Below are 21957 nucleotides of genomic sequence, written 5' to 3' on the forward strand. Positions count from 1 at the left end.
GGTCGCGTCACCGCGCCACGGCCAGGCAGTACTCCTCGTCGGCGGCAAGGAGGTTGCGGTGCGTGTCCTCGGCGGTGATGACTCCGTCGTCCAGTACGAGGACACGGTCGGCGGCGTCCAGGAGGGCCGGGCTGCTGGTGATCACGAGGGTGGTGCGGCCCCGGCGCAGCTCCGCGATGTTGCGCGCGATGAGCTGCTCGGTGACCGCGTCGACGGCTGTCGTCGGGTCGTGCAGGACGAGGACGTCGGTGTCGGCGGCCAAGGCGCGGGCCAGGGACAGCCGTTGGCGCTGCCCCCCGGAGAGGTTCGCGCCGCGGTCGCGGACGCCGTAGTCGAGTCCTTCGCGGTGGAGGGCGACGACATCGGTCAGCATGGACGCCTCGACGGCCTCGGGGACCATCCGGCTGGTGCCCGGCGGGTCGATGTTCGTGCCGAGGGTGCCCGCGAAGATCTCCCCGTCGTACGGGTTCACCAGCATGTGCTCGCGGACCGCCTCGACCGACAGCTCCGCGAGTTCCCGCCCGCCGATCCGCACCACACCCTCGTACGCGCCGGGCGGGACGTTCACGGCCAGGACCGACGCGAGGTCGGCCGCCGCACGCGGCTGGTAGGCGGCGATGGCCACGAACTCGCCGGCGGACACCTGGAACTTCAGCTTGCGCAGGGTCCCGTACCGGACACAGTCGATCTCGAGGTCGCCGCCTGCGGCCGGGCGCTTTGGCCCCGGTGTCATCACGGGCGGCGCGGCCAGCACCAGCGCCATCCGCGCCGCCGACGCGCGCGCGATCATCACGTACTTCGGCATCTCCGAGAACAGCTTGAGCGGTTCCATGATGAACTGCGCCAGGCCCACGGCCATGACGAGTTCGCCGATGTTGATCCGGCCGTTGAACGCCAGCCAGCCCGCCATCAGAGTCACGGCGCCGGCGAGGACCGCGTTGAGGGCCAGCGCCGTGCCCGCGTACGCGCCGTTCACCTTGGCGACGGTGATCGCCTGGAGCTTCGCCTCCGTACTGACCTTCCGATAGGACCGGAACGCCGTGTGGTTGCCGCCGAAGCCGTGCAGCGGACGCAGACCGGTGATCAGGTCGGCGACCTTCGCCCCCGCCCGCGCCACCCGGGCCTGCTGTTCCTGGGTACTGCTGCCGATCCGCTTGGACAGCACACTGAGGATCGACAGGATCGCGACCGTTCCCACGATCACCAGCAGGCCGAGCCTGATGTCGGCCAGACCCAGGGCGACCGCCGCGACCACCACCGCGACCAGTGAGCTGATCAGCAGCGGCACCACCTCGATGATGTCGGCCGTCTGGTCGGCGTCCTCGGTGGCGATGGTCAGCACCTCGCCGGACTTGAGGTCGACGTCCCTGGCCACCGGCTGGAGCCCGCAGGCCGCCACCCGCACCCGCCAGCGGTGTGCCTCGGTGGTGTTGGCCTTCTGCAGGACGCGCATCCCGAACCGCCACGACAGCGACACGGTTGTGATGATCACGGCCAGCGCGGCGATGGACAGGCCGAGCGCGCCGAGGCTCCGGTCGCGCATCGTGTGCTCGACGATCAGGCCGAGCGCGATGGGGAACGCGGTCTCCCCCGCCTGGTACAGGCCCATGAGGGCGGTGCCCCCCACCATGGCGCCGATGTTGCGGCGCAGTGCGGTGCGGAGGATGTCGGACCCCGGACGGGGCCGCTGCGGGTCAGGAGTTGTCATCGAGGTGGCGGGCAATCGCTTCGGGGGTTCGCAGGGTGAACAGGTCTCGGATCGTGATCACAGGGCCGTACTCACGGCGGAGCAGGCCGATCAGCCGCACCGCCAGCATGGAGTGTCCTCCGAGGGACACGAAGTCACTCACCGCGCTCACCTCGTCGTCGTCCAGGTCCAGTGCCTCGGCGAAGAACTCGCACACCACGGTCTCGGTCTCGGTCCGAGGGCCGCGCTCCCCCGCCGTGGTCAGCGCGCCCAGCGGCTTGGCCTCCGGCAACGCCTTCGTGTCAGCCTTCCCGTTCACCGTCAGCGGGATGCTGTCGACCTGGGCGAAGTGCGTCGGGCGCAGAAAGTCCGGGAGTGCGGCGCCCACTTCGGCGGCGACGGTGGCCAACTCCGCTCCCTCCAGCACGAGATAGGCGGCCAGTCGGTGGGCGCCGTCGACCTGCGGGTCCGGTTGGGCGACCGCGGCGACGAACCGCACCGCCGGGTGCGCCGCGAACACGGCCTCGACCTCGCCCGGTTCGACCCGGTGCCCGCGGATCTTGACCTGCTGGTCCGTGCGGCCCAGGTACATCAGGTTCCCGTCAGGGCGACGGACCACCAAGTCCCCGGTGCGGTACATGCGCTCACCCGGTTCGCCGAAGGGACACGCCACGAAGCGGTGCGCGGTCTGGGCGGGCCGGCCGAGATAGCCGCGCGCGATGCCGATGCCGGACACGTACAGCTCGCCGGGAACTCCGTCCGGCAGCGGCCTCAGCCACGGATCCAGCACATACACATCGGTGTTGTCGATCGCCACACCCACCACCGGGTCCTGGCACTCGAAGGTGCCGACGCCGAGCGTGTTGATGGTGTACTCGGTGGGCCCGTACAGGTTGTAGCCCACCGTCCCCTCGGTCTCGGCGAGCCGCCGCCACAGCGTCGGAGTCACGGCCTCGCCGCCCAGCAGGACCAGCGCCGGCCGCCGTGCCGGGTTGTCGAGCAGGCCCTCGGCGACCAGCTGCTGCGCGTAGGTCGGGGTCACGTTGATGACGTCGATCCCGTGTTCCAGGCAGTACTCGACCAGCCGGGGCGCGTCACGTCGCAACTCCTCGTCGCAGATGTGCACCTCATGGCCGTCGGCGAGCCACAGCAGCTCCTCCCACGACATGTCGAACGCGAACGACACGGTGTGCGCGATCCGGAACACCCGGTGGCCGTGCTCGGCCAGCACCGGCTCGAAGATCCGGCGCTGATGGTTGATCAGCATGTTGGTGAGCCCGGCGTATTCGGTCACCACGCCCTTGGGCTTCCCGGTCGATCCGGAGGTGTAGATCGTGTACGCGGGATGCCGCAGACGGTTCGGGTCGTCCGGCGCGAACGTCGGATACGGCTCGGCGTCGGGCAGCGGGCGGTCGAGTTCGATCAGGTCGCCGGTCAGCGAGGCCAGTCGCGGCGCCACGGCGCTCACGGTGAGGACGACGTCCGGGCGGGCGTCGTCGACGATCGAGGCGATCCGCTCGTCCGGGTGGTCCAGCTCCAGCGGCACGTACGCGGCGCCGACGCGCAGCACGGCGAACAGCGCCACGATCGAGTCGAGAGAGCGTGGGATCGCGAGGCCGACGGTCCTCTCGGGGCCGATGCCGCGCCCGGCGAGCACACCCGCCACCGCACGGCTGCGGTCCCTCAGTTGAGCGAAGGTCATGGTCGAGCCATGGGCGACGAGTGCCACCCGCTGCGGGTCCCGGTCCGCCGCCTGGTCGAACCGGTCGACCACGGTGTCCGTGCCCACGTCCGTACGCTCGGCGGGCTCGGGCTCCAGTCCCGGGCCCCGCAGCGCGCCCACCGGCCCGGTCGACCGGACCAGGTCTTCGAGCACGCGCAGATAGTCGTCGAGGAGACGGCGGGCGTGGTCGGTGTCGCCGTCGCGGTACTCCAGCTTGACCGTGAACCGGTCGCCGGGCGTGACGACCCAGGTGAACGGGTAGTGGGTGGAGTCATCGGCCTTCACCGAGGTGATGCCGTGCCTGGCGTTCATCTCGGTGAACGCGTCCAGGTCCAGGAAGTTCTGGAGCACGAACAGGTTGTCGAACAGGGTGTCGTGGCCGCTGGCCCGCTGGATCTCGCCGAGGCCCAGGTGCTCGTGCTCCATCGCCCCGACCCTGGCCGCCTGCACGGCCGACAGATACCCGCGCACCGTGTCGTCCGGCCGGGCCCGCGTCCACATGGGCACGGTGTTGAGCAGCACGCCCACGATGTCGGACAGGCCCTCGCCCTCCCGGCCGGAGACGGTCACGCCGAACACGGCGTCACCGCGGCCCGTGTGGGCGGCGAGGAGGAGACCGAAAGCGCCGGTCAGCACGGAGTTCAGGGTGACGCCGTGCGTCCTGGCCGCTTCCCGCAGCAGGTCCGACTGTTCGGCGGACAGCGTGTGCACGAGCGCGCGCGGCAGGTCGTCCGAAAGGGTCGGCGCCGGTCCGGCGAGCAGGGTCGGGCCGGGGAGGCCGGCCAGGTGCTCGGCCCAGAAGCGTTCCGCTACGGCGGGGTCCTTGGCGTCGAGCGCCCGGGCGTAGTCCTCGAAGCTCGGCGTGGCGGGGGCGGCTTCCAGTGCCTCGCCCGCGACGACCGCCTCGTAGGCGTCGAACAGGTCCCGCAGCACGATCTCGCGGGACCAGCCGTCCCACAGCAGCAGGTGGTAGCTCAGCAGCAGACCGTCGCGGTCGTCGGGCAGACGCACCACGGTCACCCGGATCAGCGGCGGCTCACCCGGGTCGAACCCCGTGTCGCGGTCCCGGGCACGCAGGGCGTCGATCTCCGCGTCCGTCGACAGAGCGACCGTACGGACATCGACCCGTCGGCCCGCCTTGAGGACCTGGACCGGGTTTCCGTCGTCGTCGGTGGCGAAGCCGGCGCCCACGACCGGGTGCCGTGCGATCACGTACGCCATCGCCTCGGCCAGCGCGTCGGTGTCCAGGCGCCGGTCGAAGGTGAACCAGCTCTGCGCGACGTAGTGTCCGGCCGAGCCCGCCATCTGGGCCTGGAAGAACAGGCCCCGCTGGAGCGGGGTGACCGGTGCGGTGCGCTCGGCGGTCGCGGAGGCGTCCGCGATGCGCTCCAGTGCGCGCCGCCAGTGCTCGGTGATCGCGTCGGGGATGCCCTCGGCCAGGGTGAACGCCGCGTGCAGGCTTCCGTCGGCCTCGTCCAGCCACGCGTTGACCTCGACGGCGTACGGGCTGCCCTGATCGCCGCCGGTGATGTGCAGCGCCCGGGACTCGCTGCCCCGGCCGAGGTAGTTGAACAGCACCTGCGGGCGGGCGCTCAGCAGCGGGGCCGTCTGCGGGTTGAGGTACCTGAGCTGGCCGTAGGCGACGTGCCCGCGTTCGTCCGGCTGGCGTTCGCCGATCTCGCGCGCCGCCGCTACGGGGTCGGTGTGCGCCGTGAGCCGCACGGGCGCGAGGGAGGTGAACCAGCCGACCGTGCGGGTGTAGTCATGGTGTTCCAGGACCGGGACCCGGCCGTGCCGCTCCAGTTCGATCGCGAGATCGGTGGGCGACGGCTGGATGTGGGTCAGCGCGGTGCGCAACGCGCCGCACAGCAACTCGGTGAGACCGACACCGAGTGCGGCGGGCGCGCTGCGGATCACGCGGTCGGTCACTTTGGGGGCGAGCACGACCGCGGTCTCGCGCAGCTCCTCGACCTCGGACAGCAGCGGGGGCGCCTGAAGCGTGGTGATCCAGTGTCCGAGGTCGTCGATCACCTGGGCGGACCGGGACGTCAGGGCCTCGGCGTACTCGGCGTACGACGTGGTCGGCGGCGCCAGGGTCTCCCCGCGCATGGCGGTGGCCAGGTCGTCCAGCAGGACCAGCCAGGACACCGAGTCGACGGCGAGGTGGTGCACGGTGACCACCAGGGTCCGGCTCGCCTCCAGCCAGGAGAACGCGATGACGTCCCCGGACTCGGGATCGAGTCGTCCGGCGGCCTCGTTCGCCGCCGTTGTCGCATCGGTCGTCTCCGGTCGTACGACGGTGACCTCGCGTGCGGGTTCGGTGCGCAGTGCCCATACGCCGTGCTCGACACGCAGTCGCAGCCGGAGGGCCGGGTGCGCGGCCACCACGGCGTTCGCGGCGCGCTGGGCGTCGGCAATCCCGGCGCCCTCGGGGGCCACCAGCGTTCTGGCCTGGGCGAACCGGGCGAGCGATCCGCCCAGTTCGCGCTGGCGCAGGATGATCGGCGTCGGCGTCAGCGGGCCGTCCTCGCGGCGGGCGGGTGCGGGCGATGCCTCGACCTGCGAGGCGCTCGCTCCCACCTGCTCGGCGAGCGCGCGCGGGGTCCGGAACAGGAACACGTCCCGAGGCGCGATGTGCAGGCCGAGCGCCCTGGCCCGGTTGATCACGGTGATGGCGACGATGCTGTCGCCCCCGGCCCTGAAGAAGTCGGTGTCGGCGTCCACTTCGGAGCCGGGCAGTGTCTCGGCGAAGATGCCGATCAGCGCGGCGAGCGCGGCGTCACAGGTGCCCGAGGAGTCCGCCACCGGGGTGTCGTCGTGTGCGGCCCGCTCGATCAGGGCCTTGCGGTCCAGCTTTCCGTTGACCGTCAGCGGCAGGGCGTCGACCGGCAGCACCCGGCCCGGCACCATGTGCACGGGCAGCTTGGCGGACAGCACGGCGGTGAAGTCGTCGGGCACCCGGCCCACGACGTGCGCGACCAGGTGGTCGCCGCTGTCCGCCACGGTGACGGCGACGTCGATCACACCGTCGAGATCCCTGATCGCGGACTCGACCTCGCCCGACTCGACCCGGAATCCCTTGAGTTGCACCTGGTCGTCGGCGCGGCCGGTGAACTGCAGCTCGCCGTCGAGGGTGCGGCGGGCAAGGTCGCCGGTGTGGTACATGCGGGAGCCGCCGCCCACGAACGGGTCCGCCACGAACCGGGCGGCGGTGAGCCCGGGCTTGCCCAGGTATCCGAGCGACACCTGGTCGCCGGCGACGTAGATGGCGCCTACCCGGCCCGGCGGCACCGGCCGGAGCCGGTCGTCCAGCAGGTAGGTGACCAGGCCGGGAATCGGACCGCCGATCGGGCTGACGTCGCCGCCGTCGAAGTCCTCGTCGGTCAGCACCCGGTGGGTGACGTGGACGGTGGTCTCGGTGATGCCGTACATGTTGACCAGCTCGGGCGAACCGGTGCCGTACCGTTCGACCCAGCCGCCCAGCCGCCCGAGGTCCAGCGCCTCGCCGCCGAAGATGATCCGGCGCAGTGCGGGCAGCGGCTCGCCGGCATGCCGGTCGGCCTCGATGAACTGGTAGAACGCCGACGGGGTCTGGTTGAGCACGGTCACTCCGCGCTCGCGGACCAGCCGGTGGAAGTCGACCGGGGAGCGGGTCAGAGCGTACTCCGGCACCAGCAGCTCACCGCCGTACGCCAGCGCGCCCCACAGCTCCCAGACCGCGAAGTCGAAGGAGAAGGAGTGGAACTGGACCCACACGTCGTGCGGGCCGAACGCCATGTCGGGCTGGGTGTTCGCGAGCAACGTGACCACGCTGGAGTGCGGGACGACGACGCCCTTGGGCCGACCGGTCGATCCGGACGTGTAGATCACGTACGCGGGATCGTGCGGGCCGACCTCACGCTCGGGCTCGGACGTGGCGATCGGCAGCTCGTCCCCCTGTACGAGCACACCGGCCGACACACCCGCCCGGGCCAGCAGCCGCGTGAAGCGGTCCCGCTGCTCACGGGCCACGAGCACGACCTGTGGGGCGGCGTCGATGAGGATGTACTCCAGCCGTTCGTCCGGGTACGCCAGGTCCAGCGGCACGTACGCGCCGCCCGCGCTGACGATCGCGACCAGGGCGACGACCTGCTCGACGGAACGCGGGACGGCGACGGCGACCCGCCTGCCCGGCCCGACACCGGCCGCGCGCAGGGCCGAGGCCAGCTCGTCCTTCGCGTCCTCCAGTTCGCCGTACGTCAGTGAGCGGGTACCGCCGTCGAGAGCGCACTGGGTGACGGCGGCGGCGTCCGGGGCGCGGCGCGCGGCGGCGTCGAACAGTCCGCCCAAGGTCGTCGGGATGATCGGCGCGGGGCTCCGGGTGCCCTCGGGCGCCAGGGAGTCGACCAGGGCGTCGGGCCGGGTGAGCAGGCCGGCGAGAGTGGTGGTGAACGTGTGCAGGATCGCCCGGGCGCTCGCCTCCCGCAGCAGCTCGCCGTCGTAGATCAGGTTGAAGCGCGGGCGACCGTCGGGTGTGCGCTCCACCACCAGCGTCAACGGGTAGTGCGGGGCGCCCTCGTTCACGATGTCGGTGACGACCAGCGTATGGCCGGGCGCCCGCAGCGCGTCCACATCGGTCGCCACGTCGAACACCACCAGGGTGTCGAACAGGGAGCCGGCACCGGCCTGGCGGCCGACCCTCGCCAGCGAGACATGCTGGTGCGGCAGCACCGCGCTCTGGTGTTCCCGCACCGAGGCGAGCAGGTCCCGCGCGGTGGTCGAACCGGTCCAACGGGCGCGCACGGGGATCGTGTTGATGAACAGACCCACCATGTCCTCGATGCCGGGCACATCGGCGTCGCGCCCGGACACCGTGGAACCGAACACCACGTCCCTGCCGTGCAGGATGCCGCCCAGCGTCACCGCCCAGGCGCTGTGCACGGCGACGCTCAGCGGCACGCCGGCCGACCGGACGGCCGCGTCGATGTCGTCGCCCGGCTCCACGGCGGTGTCGGCGAACCGGTCGGACGGCGTGTGCCCCTCGGCGACCAGCGAGGGGCCGGGCAGTTCGGCGAGCTGGTCGCGCCATACCCGGTCGCTCTCGTCGTCGTCGCGTCCGGCGAGCCAGCGTACGTAGTCGGGGAAGCCGCCGAGCGGGTACGTGGTCCCCGGCGCGTGGTACTCGGCCAGCAGCGCGCGGAGCATCGTCGGCACCGACCAGCCGTCGGCGATGATGTGGTGCACGGTCTGCACCAGGACGCTGCGGCCGGAGCCCGCGCGGATGAGCGTGTACCGCATCAGCGGGCCGGTGGCCAGGTCGAACCCGGCGCTGCGGTCCCGGTCGGCGTAGTCGCGTATCTCTTCGTCGGTGATGCCGGGACGGTCCAGTGTGGTGAAGGGGGCCTCCACACCGCCCTCCAGCACCGAGACCACGCGGCCGTCCGTGAGGGCCACGAACCGCGCGGCCAGGTTGGGGTACAGCGTGAGCAGCCGGGTGGCCGCCGCCGCGAGCCGGTCGGGGTCCACCTCGCCGTCCAGTGTCAGCAGCTGCTGTTCGACGTAGCTGCCCGCCGAATCGCCGTCGAAGACCGAGTGGAAGTACAGGCCCTCCTGCAACGGGGTCAGCGGCAGTACGTCCCGCAGCGCGGGGCCGTCCAGGTCGTCGACGTCGGCCTGGGTGAGGGGCACCAGCCCGAAGTCGCTGGGAGAGTGGCCGCCCTGGTCGAGCGCGGCCAGCCCGGCCAGAGCCGACCGGAAGTATGCGCTGAGAGTGTCGATGTCCTCGTCGGTGAACATCCCATCGGGCCAGGAGATGGTGGTGACCAGCTCGTACTCGCCGGTCGAGGCGGCGGGTTCGGCGATCGCGTTGAACTCCAGGGGGCGCGGCAGGCTCATCCTCGGGTCGCGCTTCTCACCCAACTGGCCGGTGCTGTCGGCGAGTTGCCACTCCCCCGTCGAGCCCGCGTCGAAACGCCCGAGGTAGTTGAACAGGACTTGCGGTGCGGGGGCGTCGAACTCGGTGTGGGTCAGGTACCGCAGGGCACCGTAGGAGACGCCGTTGTCGGGCACCTGGGCGAGGTCTTCCTTGACCGCCTTGAGCGCGGCGGCCAGGTACTCGGGTGCGGTGAAGTCGGACGCCGCGCCGGGGTCGACGGTCACCGGGAACAGGGTGGTGAACCAGCCCACGGTCCGCGACAGTTCCGGCTCGAAGCCCGCGGAGTCCGCGACGAACCCTCCTTCGCGGCCGTGCCCCTCGAGTTCGATGTGCGCGAACGTCTGATCCTGCCCGAGATCGCGGCGCCACCGGGCCAGGGCGACGGCGAGCGCGGTCAGCAGTACGTCGTTGACGCCGGCGTGGAACCTCGCGGGGATCTCGCCCAGCAGCGCGGCCGTGACGTCGGGGCCGACCGAGACGGTCCGTATGCGCTCCCGCGCGACGGTGTCGGCCGCGGACAGCGCCCGTCGGCCCACCCGCTGGTCCTCAGCCGGCAGGGAACGCCGGTAGTAGGAGCTGTCCGCGTCGAACGCGGCGCGCTCCAGCATCTGCGTCCAGCGCCGGAACGACGTGCCCACCGGGGGCAGCTCGATCGGCGCGCCCGACGTGAACTGCCGCCAGGCGGTGGCCAGGTCGTCCAGCAGGACCCGCCAGGACACGCCGTCGATCACCACGTGGTGGGCGACCAGGAGCAGTTGCCGTGCCTCGCGCCGCCAGACGGCACGCAGCATCACACCGCCCGCCGGGTCCAGCCCTTCGGTGGCGAGGGCGACACACTCATCGAGCGGTCGGTCGCTCCCCTGCCAGCCCACGGCGGCCTGGTCCGCCTCCGGGATGTCGAAGCTCCAGCGGTCTCCGCGCACCAGCTTGGCGCGCAGCATGTCGTGCCGCCGGACCACGGCGGTGAGGATCTCGTCGAGGGCGTCGGCGGTCAGGTCCGCCGGAGTGTTCAGCACCACCGACTGCACGAATCCGTCGATCGCGTCCGTGGTCTCGCCGAGCCACTGCACGATGGGCGATCCCACGACGGAACCGGTCGCGACATCGCGGTGGTCCACGGTGGAGACGTCCTCACGGGCTGCCACCGCCGCCAGCGTCCCCACGGTGCTGTTGGTGAAGATCTGCCGTGCCGTGACGTAGAGGCCCGCGTCGCGCAGCGCGCTCAGCAGCGAGATCGCCAGGATGCTGTCTCCGCCGAGTTGGAAGAAGTCCTGGTCGACACCGACTTCGTCGAGCCGCAGCACCGCGGCGACCGTCGCGCACACCACGCGCTCGTCGTCGGTGGCGGGCGGGACGATCGAGCCCGTCCCGATGGCGGGCTCCGGCAACGCGTTCCGGTCGAGCTTGCCGTTCGCGGTGAGCGGGAACCGCGTCATCACGACGACGTGTGCGGGCACCATGTACTCCACCATGTGCTCGCTGGCCCACGCCTTGACCTCGTCCGCGCGCAGGTCCTCGCTCCCGGCGGCCGGGATCACGTACCCCACCAGGTAGGTGCCGCCCGCCGCGTTCTTCTTCGCGACGACGCAGGTGTGCCGTACGCCGGGGTGCTCCGCGAGGCCGACCTCGACGTCCTCGATCTCCAGCCGCATACCGCGGATCTTGATCTGGTTGTCGGCGCGGCCGAGGAAGTCCAGCGATCCGTCCGGGGCGAACCTCGCGAGGTCACCGGTCCGGTACAGCCGGGATCCGTCGTTCGCGAAGGGGTTCGCGACGAACCGGGACGCCGTCAGTGCGGGCGCGCCCACGTACCCGCGTCCCAGGAGGAATCCACCCACGTACAGTTCGCCGCCGACCCCGACCGGGACCGGGCGCAGTTCGTCGTCCAGCACGTACAGCTGGGTGTTGGGATTGGCCTTGCCGATCGACGTCGACAGGCGTTCCGCGGCGCCCCGGTAGATGACGTGCGAGACACCGATCGTCGTCTCGGCCGGGCCGTAGCCGTGGTACATGGGGATGTCGAGCCTGGTGCGGAACCGCTCGTACAGCTCCGGGGTCAGCACCTCGCCGCCGCACCACACGTGCCGCAGGCTCTCCAGGCGGTCGGAGTCGCCGGCGATCTCCAGGAGCACGTCCAGCATGGACGACACCAGGTAGGTGAAGGTGACGCGCTGTTCGGCGATGACGCTCAGCAGGTGGTGCGGGTCGCGTTCGCCGCCGGGGCGCAGGACCACCAGTCTGGCGCCGGACACCAGGGGCAGGAAGATCTCGTTGATGGAGATGTCGAAGGACAGCGGCGCCTTGAACAGCGACGCGTCATCGTGCCCGAAGCCCAGGATCTCGCCCACCTGCCACAGCAGGCGCTCGCTGATCGCCTCGTGCCGGATCATCGCGCCCTTGGGCCGCCCGGTCGAACCGGACGTGAAGATCACGTAGGCAAGGGCGTCGCCGAGAACGGTGACCCCGGTCCCCTCGGTGGAGTAGCAGCCGTACCGCCAGTCGCCCAGGTCGACGGCCACCGCTTCCGGCTCGCTCGGGTCGTGCTCGCCCGAGTCGTTGAGCTGCGCCACGACACGGGCGTCCTCGATGACGACGGCTCGGCGCTCGGCGGGCCACAGCGGATCGAGCGGGACGAACGCGCACCCCGCCTCGAGCACGGCGAGCAGTCCGATCACCATGTCGGCGCAGCGGCTGAGGGAGATGCCGACGACCTGTTCGGGGTCAAGTCCGCGTTCGATCAGATGGTGAGCCAACTGGCTGGACAGCTCGGCCGCCTGACGGTAGGTCAGCGAGCGGTCCTCGTCGACGATGGCGACGGCGTCCGGCCTGGTCCGCGCCTGCTCGCGGAACAACTCCACGATGGTCGGGCGGGCCCGGTCGGCCCTGGTGTCGTTCCACCGGGCCAGGATTTCGAGCCTCGACGCCATGCCGGACGGGCTGATGGTGCCGATGGGCCGGTCAGGGAACTCTGCCAGGTCGTCCAGCGCCGGCTGGGCGTCGGCCGGCGCGACGCCCTCCGGGACGGTGATGCTCCGGCCGTCCGCGCCGACCTCCCAACCGCCGGGCGCCGTCCCGCCGTTGTCGACCCAGCCGAGGACGTCGGCGAACAGGGTGCCGGGGGTGAGGTCGATGCCGTCGGGGCTCCGGCCCGTCGCCCAGTACGACAGCCCGATGGCACACGCTTCGACGATGGTCTTGTCGGTGTAGTCGCCGATTCGCCGGCGTACGTCGGCCAGGCGCGCGGGAGACAGCTGTATGAGACGAGCGCTCGGTTCCATCGACGACTCAACGCCCCTTCTGAGCATAAAAGTTAGTCGAACCTAACTTAGGACTACCTAACTACCTTCTCGCCAGGCGCGCCACAGTCGCGCGTACCGGCCGCCCAGGGCGACCAACTCCTCGTGCGTGCCCTGCTCGACGATGCGTCCCGCGTCCAGTACGGCGATCCGGTCCGCCGACATCGCCTGGGTCAGCCGGTGCGCCACGAACAAGGTGGTCCGGCCCGAGCAGGCGGCCAGCACGGCCCGTTCCAGCTCGGCGGCGCCCTCACTGCCCGCCTCCGCGGTCGACTCGTCGAGCACCACCACCGGCGACCGGCGCAGCGCCAGCCGGGCCAGCGCGATCTGGGCGACCTTGGTGACGTCCAGGCGTTCGCCGCCCTCGCCGACCAGGGTGTTCAGCCCGTCGGGCAGTGCCTCGGCCCACTCGCCCGCGCCGACGGTGCGCAACGCGTCCATCAGCTCGGCGTCGGTCGCAGCCGGTGCGGCCAGCCTCAGGTCGTCGGCGAGCGGACCGGAGAACACGTGTGTCTCCTGCGTCAGGATGCTCACCAGGGCACGCGCCCCGGCCTCGTCCAGACCGGCGAGGTCGGTCGGCCCGATGCGCACCGAACCGGCCTGCGGGGTCCCGATGCCCGCGATCAGCGCGGCCAGGGTCGTCTTGCCCGCACCCGTCGCCCCCACCAGCGCGAGCGAACCACCCGCCGGGATCGCCAGGTCGACGTCCCTGAGGACCGGCTCCTCGGTGCCGGGATAACTGAACGTCAGCCCTTCCACCGTCACCGGCAGCGGCGCGGGTTCCGCGGACGCGACGTCCGGGTCGCCCACCAGCCGGCCCTCCGCGGCCTCCCCCAGGACGCCGACCAGGCGGGTCAGGCTCGCGCCCGACTTCTGCGCCTCGTCGAAGGTGAACATGATCAGGCCCAGCGGGGTGAACAGCCGGTGGAAGAGCAGCGGGGCCGCCGACACCTCGCCCAGGCTGGCGGCATCGGCCTCCAGCAGGGCGTACCCCACCAGCAGGATCAGCACCAGCCCGATGAACTCGGCGCGGTTCTCCCGGCCGACGAACCGGCCGAAGAACCGGAACACCTCGATGCCGAGATCGCGCACCCGCCACGACTCTTCGGTGACCTTCTCGCGAAAGGCATCCTCCAGGCGGTACGCCCGGACCGTGTCGATCCCGTTCAGACCACTGATCAACGCCTGCGCACGGTCCGCCTGGGCCACCCGCTGCTTCCGGTAGAGCGGGGCGGAGCGCGGCAGATACCAGCGCAGGGCCAGCGCGTACGCGGGCAGCGCACCGGCCCCCGCCAGGCCGAGCCGCCAGTCCAGTCCGAACATGCCGAACGTGGCGATGGCGACCAGCACTCCCGCGGAGAACACCGTGGGGATGGCCGTACGGATGCCCTTGGAGATGACGGCCACGTCGTCACCGACCCGCGAGAGCACGTCTCCTCGGCCGACCTGCTCGATCCGTGCGCTCGGCATCCCGAGGACCGCCCGTACGGCGCCTTCGCGCAGCCTCGCGAGCAGATCCGCGCCCAGCCGCCCGATCAGGTACGTCGACACCGCGGTGGCCGCCGCGCCGAGCAGGGCGGCGGCCCCCATCAACACGCCGATCGTGACCAGGACCGAGCGCGCATCACCCTCGACCACCGCGTCGACCACCCGGCCGAGCAGGAGCACGGGGAGCACCTGGAGCGCCGCCCCGGCCACCGTGGTGAGCACGGTGGCGGCCGTCAGCCAGGGCACCTCGCGGCAGCGTGCCGCGACCCATCGGGTGCCCTCGCGTCCGGTCGCCGTGCGCAGGGTGGCCGGGGCCACCCGGGTGTCGGTCGTGCTCACACCGCAACCTGGGCAGGCCGGGGACGGGAAGTGTTGATCGACATCCTTAGCCGGCCGCCGACTTGACGAGCTCGTCGACCGCGTACGGCATGGACAGCAGCGTGCCCTGGGAGATGGCCGCGCCGACCGCCGGGCCCTCACTGTCCAGCAGGTAGGACACCTTGCCCTTCTTCACGGCGTCCAGGTTGGTGAACAGCTTGAACTTCTTCAGCGCGTCCGTGTCCGCCTTGTCGTTGATGACGAAGATGCGGTCGACGTCGACCAGGTCGATACGCTCGGGGGAGAGCTTGGTGTAGAAGCTGCCGTCCGCGATCTTGTCGATCCCGGTCTGGTACTTGAAGCCGATGCCCGACACCAGCCGTCCGCGCACGTCGGTCGAGGTGAACGGCGCCACCGAGTTCTCGTACCAGGACAGCGCGACGGCGGTCTGGCCGGCGAACTCCGGGTGCTCCTTCTTGGCCGCGTCGAGCTTGCCCTGGATGTCCGCCACCATCTTCTCGCCCTCCTCGGCCTTGCCGAGTGCCTTGGCGATGTGCAGCGCGTTGTCCTGCCAGGGCGCGCTGAAGGGCTCCTTCTCGGTCTTGGTACGGCCCACCGTCGGAGCGATCTTGGAGAGCTTGTCGTAGCCGTCCTGGTCGATCTCGGAGTAGACCGCGATGATCAGGTCCGGGCGCAGGGCGGCGATCTTCTCGTAGTTGGGGCCGTTGTCACCGTTCTTCATGATGACCTCGGGCTTGGTGTCGCCCCACTTGTCCTTGACCCAGGGCCACTGGGTGTTGATGTCGGGGCTCTGGCCCGCGGGGTTCGGGTACTGGTCGGTCATGCCGACCGGCTTGATGCCGAACGCCAGGACGGACTGGTCGTCCGTGTAGCCGACGGTGACGACCCGCTCCGGGGTCTTGGTGATCTTCGTGGATCCGAAGGCGTGCTCCACAGTGACCGGGAAGGCGCCGGCCGCGGTGGTCGAGGTGTTGTCGCTCGCCTTGTCCGCCGAGTCCGAGTCGGAACCGCATCCTGCGAGGAGGCCGACGCCGAGCGTCGCGGCAGACAGTATCGCCGTCAGCCGCCGCCAGGTCCTCGTACGCGTCGTTCTGTGGAGGAGCATTCGGAATCTCCTTGCTTTTTCGCGCTGTGAGCGCCCCGTCTGAGGGCAGGCAAACCGTATCGCAGGGAGGTAAGGCAAGCCTAGCCTAACTTTTATAACTTTATTGCGAACTAAGCCAGTTCGACGTGCGTTCGACCAATCGGCACGACCAGCGGCCGGTCGCCCACGGGGTCGTCGATCACCTTGGCGCGCAGTCCGAACGCCTCGTCGAGCAGCTCGGCGGTGATCACGTCGCGCGGGTGCCCCTGCGCCAGGATCGCCCCCTCCCTCATCACGATGAGGTTGTCGCTGTAGCGCGTCGCCAGATTGAGGTCGTGGAGCACCATGACCACCGTGCAGCCCGACTCGTGCAGGTCGTTCACCAGGTCGAGCACGTCGATGGCGTGCGCCAGGTCCAGGAAGGTGGTCGGCTCGTCCAGCAGCAGCAGGTCGGTGCCCTGGGCCAGGGTCATCGAGATCCACACGCGCTGACGCTGGCCGCCGGACAGCGTGTCGACCGGACGGTCGGCCAGGTCGGACACCCCCGTCATGGCCAGCGCCCGCTCCACGACGGTGACGTCGTCCGAGGACCACTGCCGCAGCCAACTCTGGTGCGGATGGCGGCCCCTGGCGACCAGGTCCGACACCGTCAGCCCGTCCGGCGCCACCGGCGACTGCGGCAGCAGGCCGAGCTTCTTCGCCACGTCCCTGGTCCTGAGCCTGGCGATGTCCTCGCCGTCGAGCACGACCGTCCCCTTGGCCGGCTTCAGCAGCCGCGACAGGGTCCGCAACAGGGTCGACTTCCCACAGCCGTTGGGGCCGATGATCGTGGTGATCACCCCTGGCGGTATCGCCACGTCGAGATCATCGATGACGGTCCGGGCGCCGTAGCCGACCGTGACCCCTCTGGCTGCCAGCCGTGAGGCGTCATCGACCTCGGGCTGAGTCTTGGTGATGGAGTGAGCGACCACAAGGCCCCCTTGTTTAGGCTTTCCTGACTCTGTACCAGCTATCTGCGGTTCGCCCGCACCAGCAGATAGACGAGGAAGGGGCCGCCGATCGCGGCGGTGACCACGCCGACCGGGACACTGACCGGGAGTGCCGTACGTGCGACCAGGTCCGAGCCGATCAGCAGCAGGGCACCCAGCAGGCCGGAGGCCGCCATCGGTGGTGTCGGGCACCGCGCCAGCCGCATCGCCACCTGCGGCGCCATCAGCGCGACGAACGTGACCGGACCCGCCGCGCTCACCGCCACGCCGGCCAGCAGGACGGCGCACAGGAGAAGGACCGCCCGCACCGCCGAGTAGCGAACGCCCAGGCCCGCGGCGACGTCGTCGCCGAGGTGCATGGGCTTGAACTGGAACGCGACACACGTCACGACGGCCAGGAGGACGAGCGTGCCCCAGAGCGCCACCCGGACCTCGTCCCACGACCGGTTGTCCAGCGAACCGACCAGCCATGCCTGGGCCTGGGCCACGTCCCTGATGTCGGCTGTGGCCAGCAGCCAGGTCGTGATCGCCTCCATCACGGCGCTCACCGAGATGCCGATGAGAATGAGCCGGAAGCCCTCGATCCCGCGCCGCCACGCCAGGAAGTACACCAGCAGACCCGTGCAGAGACCGCCCGCGAGCGCCGCCGCGGACAGGCCCACGGAGTCGACGACCGCCGCGGCGGCTCCTCCCGACACCGTCACCCCGAACACCGCGACCGCGCTGGCGCCCCAGGTGATACCCAGGATGTCCGGGCTGGCCAGCGGATTGCGCGCGATGGACTGCGTGATCGCCCCCGACACCCCCAGCGCGATGCCCACGACGAGTCCGGCCAGGGCCCGCGGCATCCGCAGGTCCATGATCACGAACTCGTCGACCTGCTCGCCCCGGCCGAGGATCGTGGCGATCACCTGGGGCAGGCCGATGGGGAAGTCCCCGACGCCGATGGACAGGCAGAACACCAGGAAGGCCGCCGCCGCCAGCAGGCAGGTGACGAAGACGATCCAGGGCCGCCATACGAACGACACGCCGCCGAGCCGCACGCCCGGCGCCACCGATGGCTTCACGTCTGTCCTGTTCATGCGCTCTTGAACTTTCCGCGCCAGACCAGAGCCGCGAAGAACGGGGCGCCGAGGAGGGCGACGAGGACACCCGCGTCCAGCTCGCCCGGCCGCACCACCAAGCGCCCCACGATGTCACAGACCAGCAGGATGACGGCGCCGAGCAGACCCGCGTACGGCACCAGCCAGCGGTAGTCCGGCCCGGTCAGATACCGGGCCACGTGGGCCACCATGAGCCCGAGGAACGCGATGGGTCCGCACGCCGCCGTCGCCGCGCCCGCCAGCAGGGTGATGGCGGCGATGCCGACGGTCCGGCTCCACGCGATGTTCACGCCCAGCCCTCGCGCCACGTCCTCACCCAGGTTCAGCAGATTGATGGCGGGCAGCGTCGTCAGCGCCAGCACTAGCCCGACCGCGATGAACGCGGTCACCGGCCAGATGACGTCGAAGCCGACACCCGCCAAGGAACCCGCGTTCCAGAACCGCAGCGCGTTCAGCGACTTCTGGTCCGACAGCGCGACGGCCGTGGTCATCGCCGCGAGGAACACCGTGACCCCTTGCCCGGCCAGTGCGAGCGTCAGCGGGTTGCCGGCGCCCCGGCCGATGCTCGCCAGCCCGAACACGACGACGCCGGCGACGCCCGCTCCCAGGAAGGCGAACCAGACGTACTGGAACGGGTTGGAGAACCCGAACAGGGCGATCACCGACACCACGGTGAACGAGGCGCCGGAGTTCACCCCCAACAGGCCCGTGTCGGCGATCGGGTTGCGTGTGTACCCCTGGATCAGCGCCCCGCCGACCCCCAGCGCGATGCCCGCCACGATCCCGAGCACCGTCCGGGGCACCCGTACGGTCTGCACGATGAGCCTGATCTCGGTGAGCCGTTGGTCGGAGTCCGGAGCCGCGAACAACCCGTGCCACACCTCGGCGGGACTCAAGGCGCGCGCACCGACGGCCAACGACGCCGCCCCCGCGATCACAAGGATCACCACCAGCGCGCCCAGCCCCACAACCCGCCGTCGGCGGACCGGTGTTGTGGCCGTGGACGCGGGACGCTCAACTGCAGTCGTGCCCATGTGGACGTACGTTATCCCTTTGATCAGTGCCGCCCCGCCTGCCCGGTGGAGTTCACCGGGCGGGCGCGGCGATGTAGCGGGGGCCGAAACGGTGGGGGGCCTAACGGGCGGTGCTGCCGGTTCCGTCGGCGACCGTCCGGGCCTCGTCGGAGGCGGATTTCAGGCCCCGGTCGAGGAGTGAGTCCAGGATCTCGCCGACCCTGATGGCGGTGTTGGACAGCAGGGACGATGTGATGCCGTGCGTGTGCTCCGTGCCGCCTTGCAGGTAGATGCCGCAGCGCAGATCGGAGTCGGTCGCGAGTCGGTAGTCGCGCTCGACGCGGACGCGGCCCTCGTCGTCGCGCAGGCAGCGGTCCGCGACCTCGCCGAGCAGGCCGGTCGGGTCGGCGGGGCTGTAGCCGGTGGCGAAGACCACGACGTCGGCGTCCAGACGGGTTTCCTCGCCGGTGACGAGGGACGTGACCGTGGCCCGGACCTGGCCCTGCTGCGTTTCCTTGACGTCGGTGAGCCGGGAGACGTTGAGGAAGCGCAGACGCTCGGTGCCGAGGACCTTCTCCTGGTACATCTGCCGGTACAGGTCGTCGATCAGGTCGATGTCCACCACGGAGTAGTTGGTGTTGCCGTGGTAGTCCATCAGCCGGCGCTTGACGTTCTCCGGCGCGGAGAAGAACTCGTCGACGGCCTCGGGGTCGAAGATCCGGTTGGCGAAGCTGCTGTCGTCGGCGGGGCTGTAGCCGTAGCGGGAGAAGACGGCGCAGACCTCGGCCTGGGGGAAGCGTCTGTGGAGGTAGGCGACGTTCTCCGCGGCGCTCTGTCCGGCGCCCACGACGATGAACCGGGACGGGGCCCCGGCCTCCAATCCATCGACCTTCGCCAGCAGTTCGGAGTTGTGCCAGACACGGTCGCCGCGCTCCACGCCCTCCGGCATGAGGGGACGCAGGCCGGTGCCGATGACGAGGTTGCGCGCCCGGTGTACGGCGAGCCCCTCCCCCGACCGGACCGTCACGTCCAGATACTCCACGGCCCCGTCGCGAACGACCGGCATGACGCCGACGACCTCATGGCCGTAGGAGACCATGTCGTCGACTTTGCCGGCGGCCCACTCGAAGTAGTCGTGGAACTCCACCCGCAGCGGGAAGAGGTTCTTGTGGTTGATGAAGTCGATCAGCCGTCCCTTGCTCTGCAGGTAGCACAGGAAGCTGTACTCGCTGGCCGGGTTCCGGAGCGTCACCAGGTCCTTGAGGAAGGACACTTGCATGGTCGCGTCGTCGATGAGCATGCCTCGGTGCCAGCCGAAGCGCGGCTGCTGCTCGAAGAAGTGAGCCGTGATCACTTCCTCGCGGCCGACGCGTGCGTTGTGCTCGCTGAGCGCGATCGCCATGGCCACGTTGGACGGCCCGAAGCCGATGCCAATGAGGTCGTGGATCAAAGGGGCGTCGCCGGGACGAGCCTGTGCCATGTCACTCCCATCGTGCGGGCGGCTGCCGTGCGGGGGCAGGCAGCCGTTGGTCGAGCATCGGGAAGTACGGAAGTTGGGCACGCCGAAGACCCACGGCCCAGAACTTAGGTAAGGCTAAGCTCATCCCGCGCACCTGTCCATGGACAAAGTGGACACTCCGAAGGCGGACGACGGTCAACACACCTCCATGCACGCCCCGTTGACCACTTAGGTAAGCCTTGCTTTACTGGCCACGGCCAACCCCTGCCTTGAGGAGGAACCCCATGCGGGTCGTCATGTTCGGTTACCAGACCTGGGGGCACCGCACCCTGCAAGCCCTCCTGGACTCCGAGCACGACGTGGTCCTGGTCGTGACCCACCCCAAGAGCGAGCACGCCTACGAGAAGATCTGGAGCGACTCGGTCGCCGACCTCGCCGAGGAGAACGGCGTACCGGTCGTGATCCGCAACCGCCCTGACGACGAAGAGCTGTTCGCGCGCCTCAAGGAGGCCGACGCGGACATCATCGTGGCCAACAACTGGCGTACCTGGATCCCCCCGCGCATCTTCAACCTGCCGCGCCACGGCACGCTGAACGTGCACGACTCTCTGCTGCCGAAGTACGCCGGCTTCTCCCCGCTCATCTGGGCCCTGATCAACGGCGAGCCCGAAGTGGGCGTCACCGCGCACATGATGAACGACGAGCTCGACGCCGGCGACATCGTGCGGCAGGAAGCGGTGCCGGTCGGGCCGACGGACACGGCCACCGACCTGTTCCACAAGACCGTCGACCTCATCGCCCCGGTCACCATCGGCGCACTCGGCCTCATCGCCTCCGGGCAGACGGAGTTCACCCAGCAGGACCGCTCCCGGGCGAGCTTCTTCCACAAGCGGTCCATCGAGGACAGCCGCATCGACTGGACGTGGCCGGCGCAGGACCTGGAGCGCCTGGTCCGCGCCCAGTCCGAGCCGTACCCCAGCGCCTTCACCTTCCACAGGGGCAAGCGACTCGAGGTCCTCGCGGCCGTCGTCTCCGAGGGGCGATACGGCGGCACCCCCGGCCGCATCTTCTACCGCGAGGGCGACGGCGTGGTGATCGTCGCCGGCGCCGACGCCCGCTCCGGCCGCAACCACGGCCTGGCCATCACACGCGTACGGACCGAGGACGGCCGGGAGCTGCCCGCGGGCGAGTACTTCACCTCCATGGGCGGCTATCTGACCAACCGCGCCTGACGGTACGGTCCCGGGGCCGACAGGGCGTCGCCGTCACGAACTTGGACATGAACGTGAGCGATCCGGCCCCGGTGCGCTTCATCGTGACCTCACCCATGTGCGCCGGGGCTGACGACCGGACAACGAGGGCTCCTTATAGGCGGGTTCAGCGGCGTCGGCAAGCGTTCACACCCAGCCCGCGACAGCGGCGATGACGCGGGGCCATCCCACGGCATGCTGCAGGGCCGCCGATGCCACGCGGGTGCGCGGGGCGACCAGCATCGAGCCCAGCACCTCGGCGAAGTCGTCGGCCTCGTCGGGGCGTACGAAGAAATCGCCGTTGTCGTCCTGGCCGAAGCACTCACCTGGGCGTACGACGACGGTCTCGGCACCCGCGAGGGCGAGCCGTTCGGCGAGGGCGGCGCCCCGCGGGTCGTCGGCGAGCACCCGCCGCCTCCAGCTCCTCCTCCGTCACCTGCCGCAGTCCGAGCTCTCCGGCGAGGAGGTTGCGCCACAGCTCGCCGACGTCGGCGGCGCCCGGGAAACGCCCGGACATGCCGATGAGCGCCACTGCGGACTCGTACTCGTCGTCTGTCGCCGCGTTCTCCCCATCCACTGATTCACACGCACACGTCCGGCCGGACCGCGACC

11 protein-coding genes are annotated in these 21957 nt (G+C 70.5%); 1 reads left to right on the forward strand and 10 read right to left on the reverse strand.

All coding sequences use genetic code 11. The features are described 5' to 3' along the window. Positions 1 to 7: 7 nt before the first annotated feature. The 8 genes from IM697_RS29565 to IM697_RS29600 all read right to left on the reverse strand — a co-directional run bounded on the left by IM697_RS29565 (position 8) and on the right by IM697_RS29600 (position 20116). Complete coding sequence (locus IM697_RS29565; protein ID WP_194039146.1) at positions 8 to 1708, reverse strand: ABC transporter ATP-binding protein; 1701 nt, start codon at positions 1706 to 1708, stop codon at positions 8 to 10. Next, a complete protein-coding gene (locus tag IM697_RS29570; protein ID WP_194039147.1) occupies positions 1695 to 12602 on the reverse strand; it encodes a non-ribosomal peptide synthetase in 10908 nt (3635 codons plus the stop codon). Before IM697_RS29570 ends, IM697_RS29565 begins: the two co-directional genes overlap by 14 nt. Before the next feature lie 57 nt (positions 12603 to 12659). Beyond that, positions 12660 to 14447: an ABC transporter ATP-binding protein gene (locus IM697_RS29575; RefSeq protein WP_194039148.1), complete on the reverse strand. Its 1788-nt coding sequence runs from the start codon at positions 14445 to 14447 to the stop codon at positions 12660 to 12662. A 46-nt stretch (positions 14448 to 14493) separates the two neighbouring features. Further along, positions 14494 to 15552: an iron-siderophore ABC transporter substrate-binding protein gene (locus IM697_RS29580; protein WP_194039149.1), complete on the reverse strand. Its 1059-nt coding sequence runs from the start codon at positions 15550 to 15552 to the stop codon at positions 14494 to 14496. A 110-nt stretch (positions 15553 to 15662) separates the two neighbouring features. Continuing rightward, positions 15663 to 16502, reverse strand: a complete 840-nt coding sequence (locus tag IM697_RS29585; protein WP_194039150.1) for an ABC transporter ATP-binding protein — start codon at positions 16500 to 16502, stop codon at positions 15663 to 15665. A gap of 38 nt (positions 16503 to 16540) precedes the next feature. Continuing rightward, positions 16541 to 17602 (reverse strand): FecCD family ABC transporter permease, encoded by a 1062-nt coding sequence (locus IM697_RS29590; RefSeq protein WP_194039151.1) that lies wholly within the window; start codon positions 17600 to 17602, stop codon positions 16541 to 16543. Beyond that, complete coding sequence (locus tag IM697_RS29595) at positions 17599 to 18657, reverse strand: FecCD family ABC transporter permease (RefSeq protein ID WP_194039152.1); 1059 nt, start codon at positions 18655 to 18657, stop codon at positions 17599 to 17601. The genes IM697_RS29590 and IM697_RS29595 overlap by 4 nt, the downstream gene beginning before the upstream one ends. A 100-nt stretch (positions 18658 to 18757) precedes the next feature. Then, complete coding sequence (locus tag IM697_RS29600; RefSeq protein WP_194039153.1) at positions 18758 to 20116, reverse strand: lysine N(6)-hydroxylase/L-ornithine N(5)-oxygenase family protein; 1359 nt, start codon at positions 20114 to 20116, stop codon at positions 18758 to 18760. 263 nt (positions 20117 to 20379) lie between these two features. Between IM697_RS29600 and IM697_RS29605 the strand changes: the two genes are divergently transcribed. Continuing rightward, a complete protein-coding gene (locus IM697_RS29605; RefSeq protein WP_194039154.1) occupies positions 20380 to 21327 on the forward strand; it encodes a methionyl-tRNA formyltransferase in 948 nt (315 codons plus the stop codon). 165 nt (positions 21328 to 21492) lie between these two features. Here IM697_RS29605 and IM697_RS29610 read toward each other — a convergent pair whose 3' ends face one another. Next, positions 21493 to 21753, reverse strand: coding sequence for a hypothetical protein (locus IM697_RS29610; RefSeq protein WP_194039155.1), 261 nt, complete (start codon positions 21751 to 21753; stop codon positions 21493 to 21495). Continuing rightward, complete coding sequence (locus IM697_RS46025; RefSeq protein ID WP_194049930.1) at positions 21668 to 21862, reverse strand: beta-ketoacyl synthase N-terminal-like domain-containing protein; 195 nt, start codon at positions 21860 to 21862, stop codon at positions 21668 to 21670. Before IM697_RS46025 ends, IM697_RS29610 begins: the two co-directional genes overlap by 86 nt. Positions 21863 to 21957 lie beyond the last annotated feature (95 nt).

The sequence above is a fragment of the Streptomyces ferrugineus genome, from assembly GCF_015160855.1.
GTDB classification, from domain to species: Bacteria; Actinomycetota; Actinomycetes; order Streptomycetales; family Streptomycetaceae; genus Streptomyces; species Streptomyces ferrugineus.

Excerpts from the sequence above, each read along its gene's own strand:
- IM697_RS29565 (WP_194039146.1), bottom strand. The coding sequence starts at position 1,708 with ATGACAACTCCTGACCCGCAGCGGCCCCGTCCGGGGTCCGACATCCTC.
- IM697_RS29570 (WP_194039147.1), bottom strand. The coding sequence starts at position 12,602 with ATGGAACCGAGCGCTCGTCTCATACAGCTGTCTCCCGCGCGCCTGGCC.
- IM697_RS29580 (WP_194039149.1), bottom strand. The coding sequence starts at position 15,552 with ATGCTCCTCCACAGAACGACGCGTACGAGGACCTGGCGGCGGCTGACG.
- IM697_RS29590 (WP_194039151.1), bottom strand. The coding sequence starts at position 17,602 with ATGAACAGGACAGACGTGAAGCCATCGGTGGCGCCGGGCGTGCGGCTC.
- IM697_RS29595 (WP_194039152.1), bottom strand. The coding sequence starts at position 18,657 with ATGGGCACGACTGCAGTTGAGCGTCCCGCGTCCACGGCCACAACACCG.
- IM697_RS29600 (WP_194039153.1), bottom strand. The coding sequence starts at position 20,116 with ATGGCACAGGCTCGTCCCGGCGACGCCCCTTTGATCCACGACCTCATT.
- IM697_RS29605 (WP_194039154.1), top strand. The coding sequence starts at position 20,380 with ATGCGGGTCGTCATGTTCGGTTACCAGACCTGGGGGCACCGCACCCTG.
- IM697_RS46025 (WP_194049930.1), bottom strand. The coding sequence starts at position 21,862 with ATGTCCGGGCGTTTCCCGGGCGCCGCCGACGTCGGCGAGCTGTGGCGC.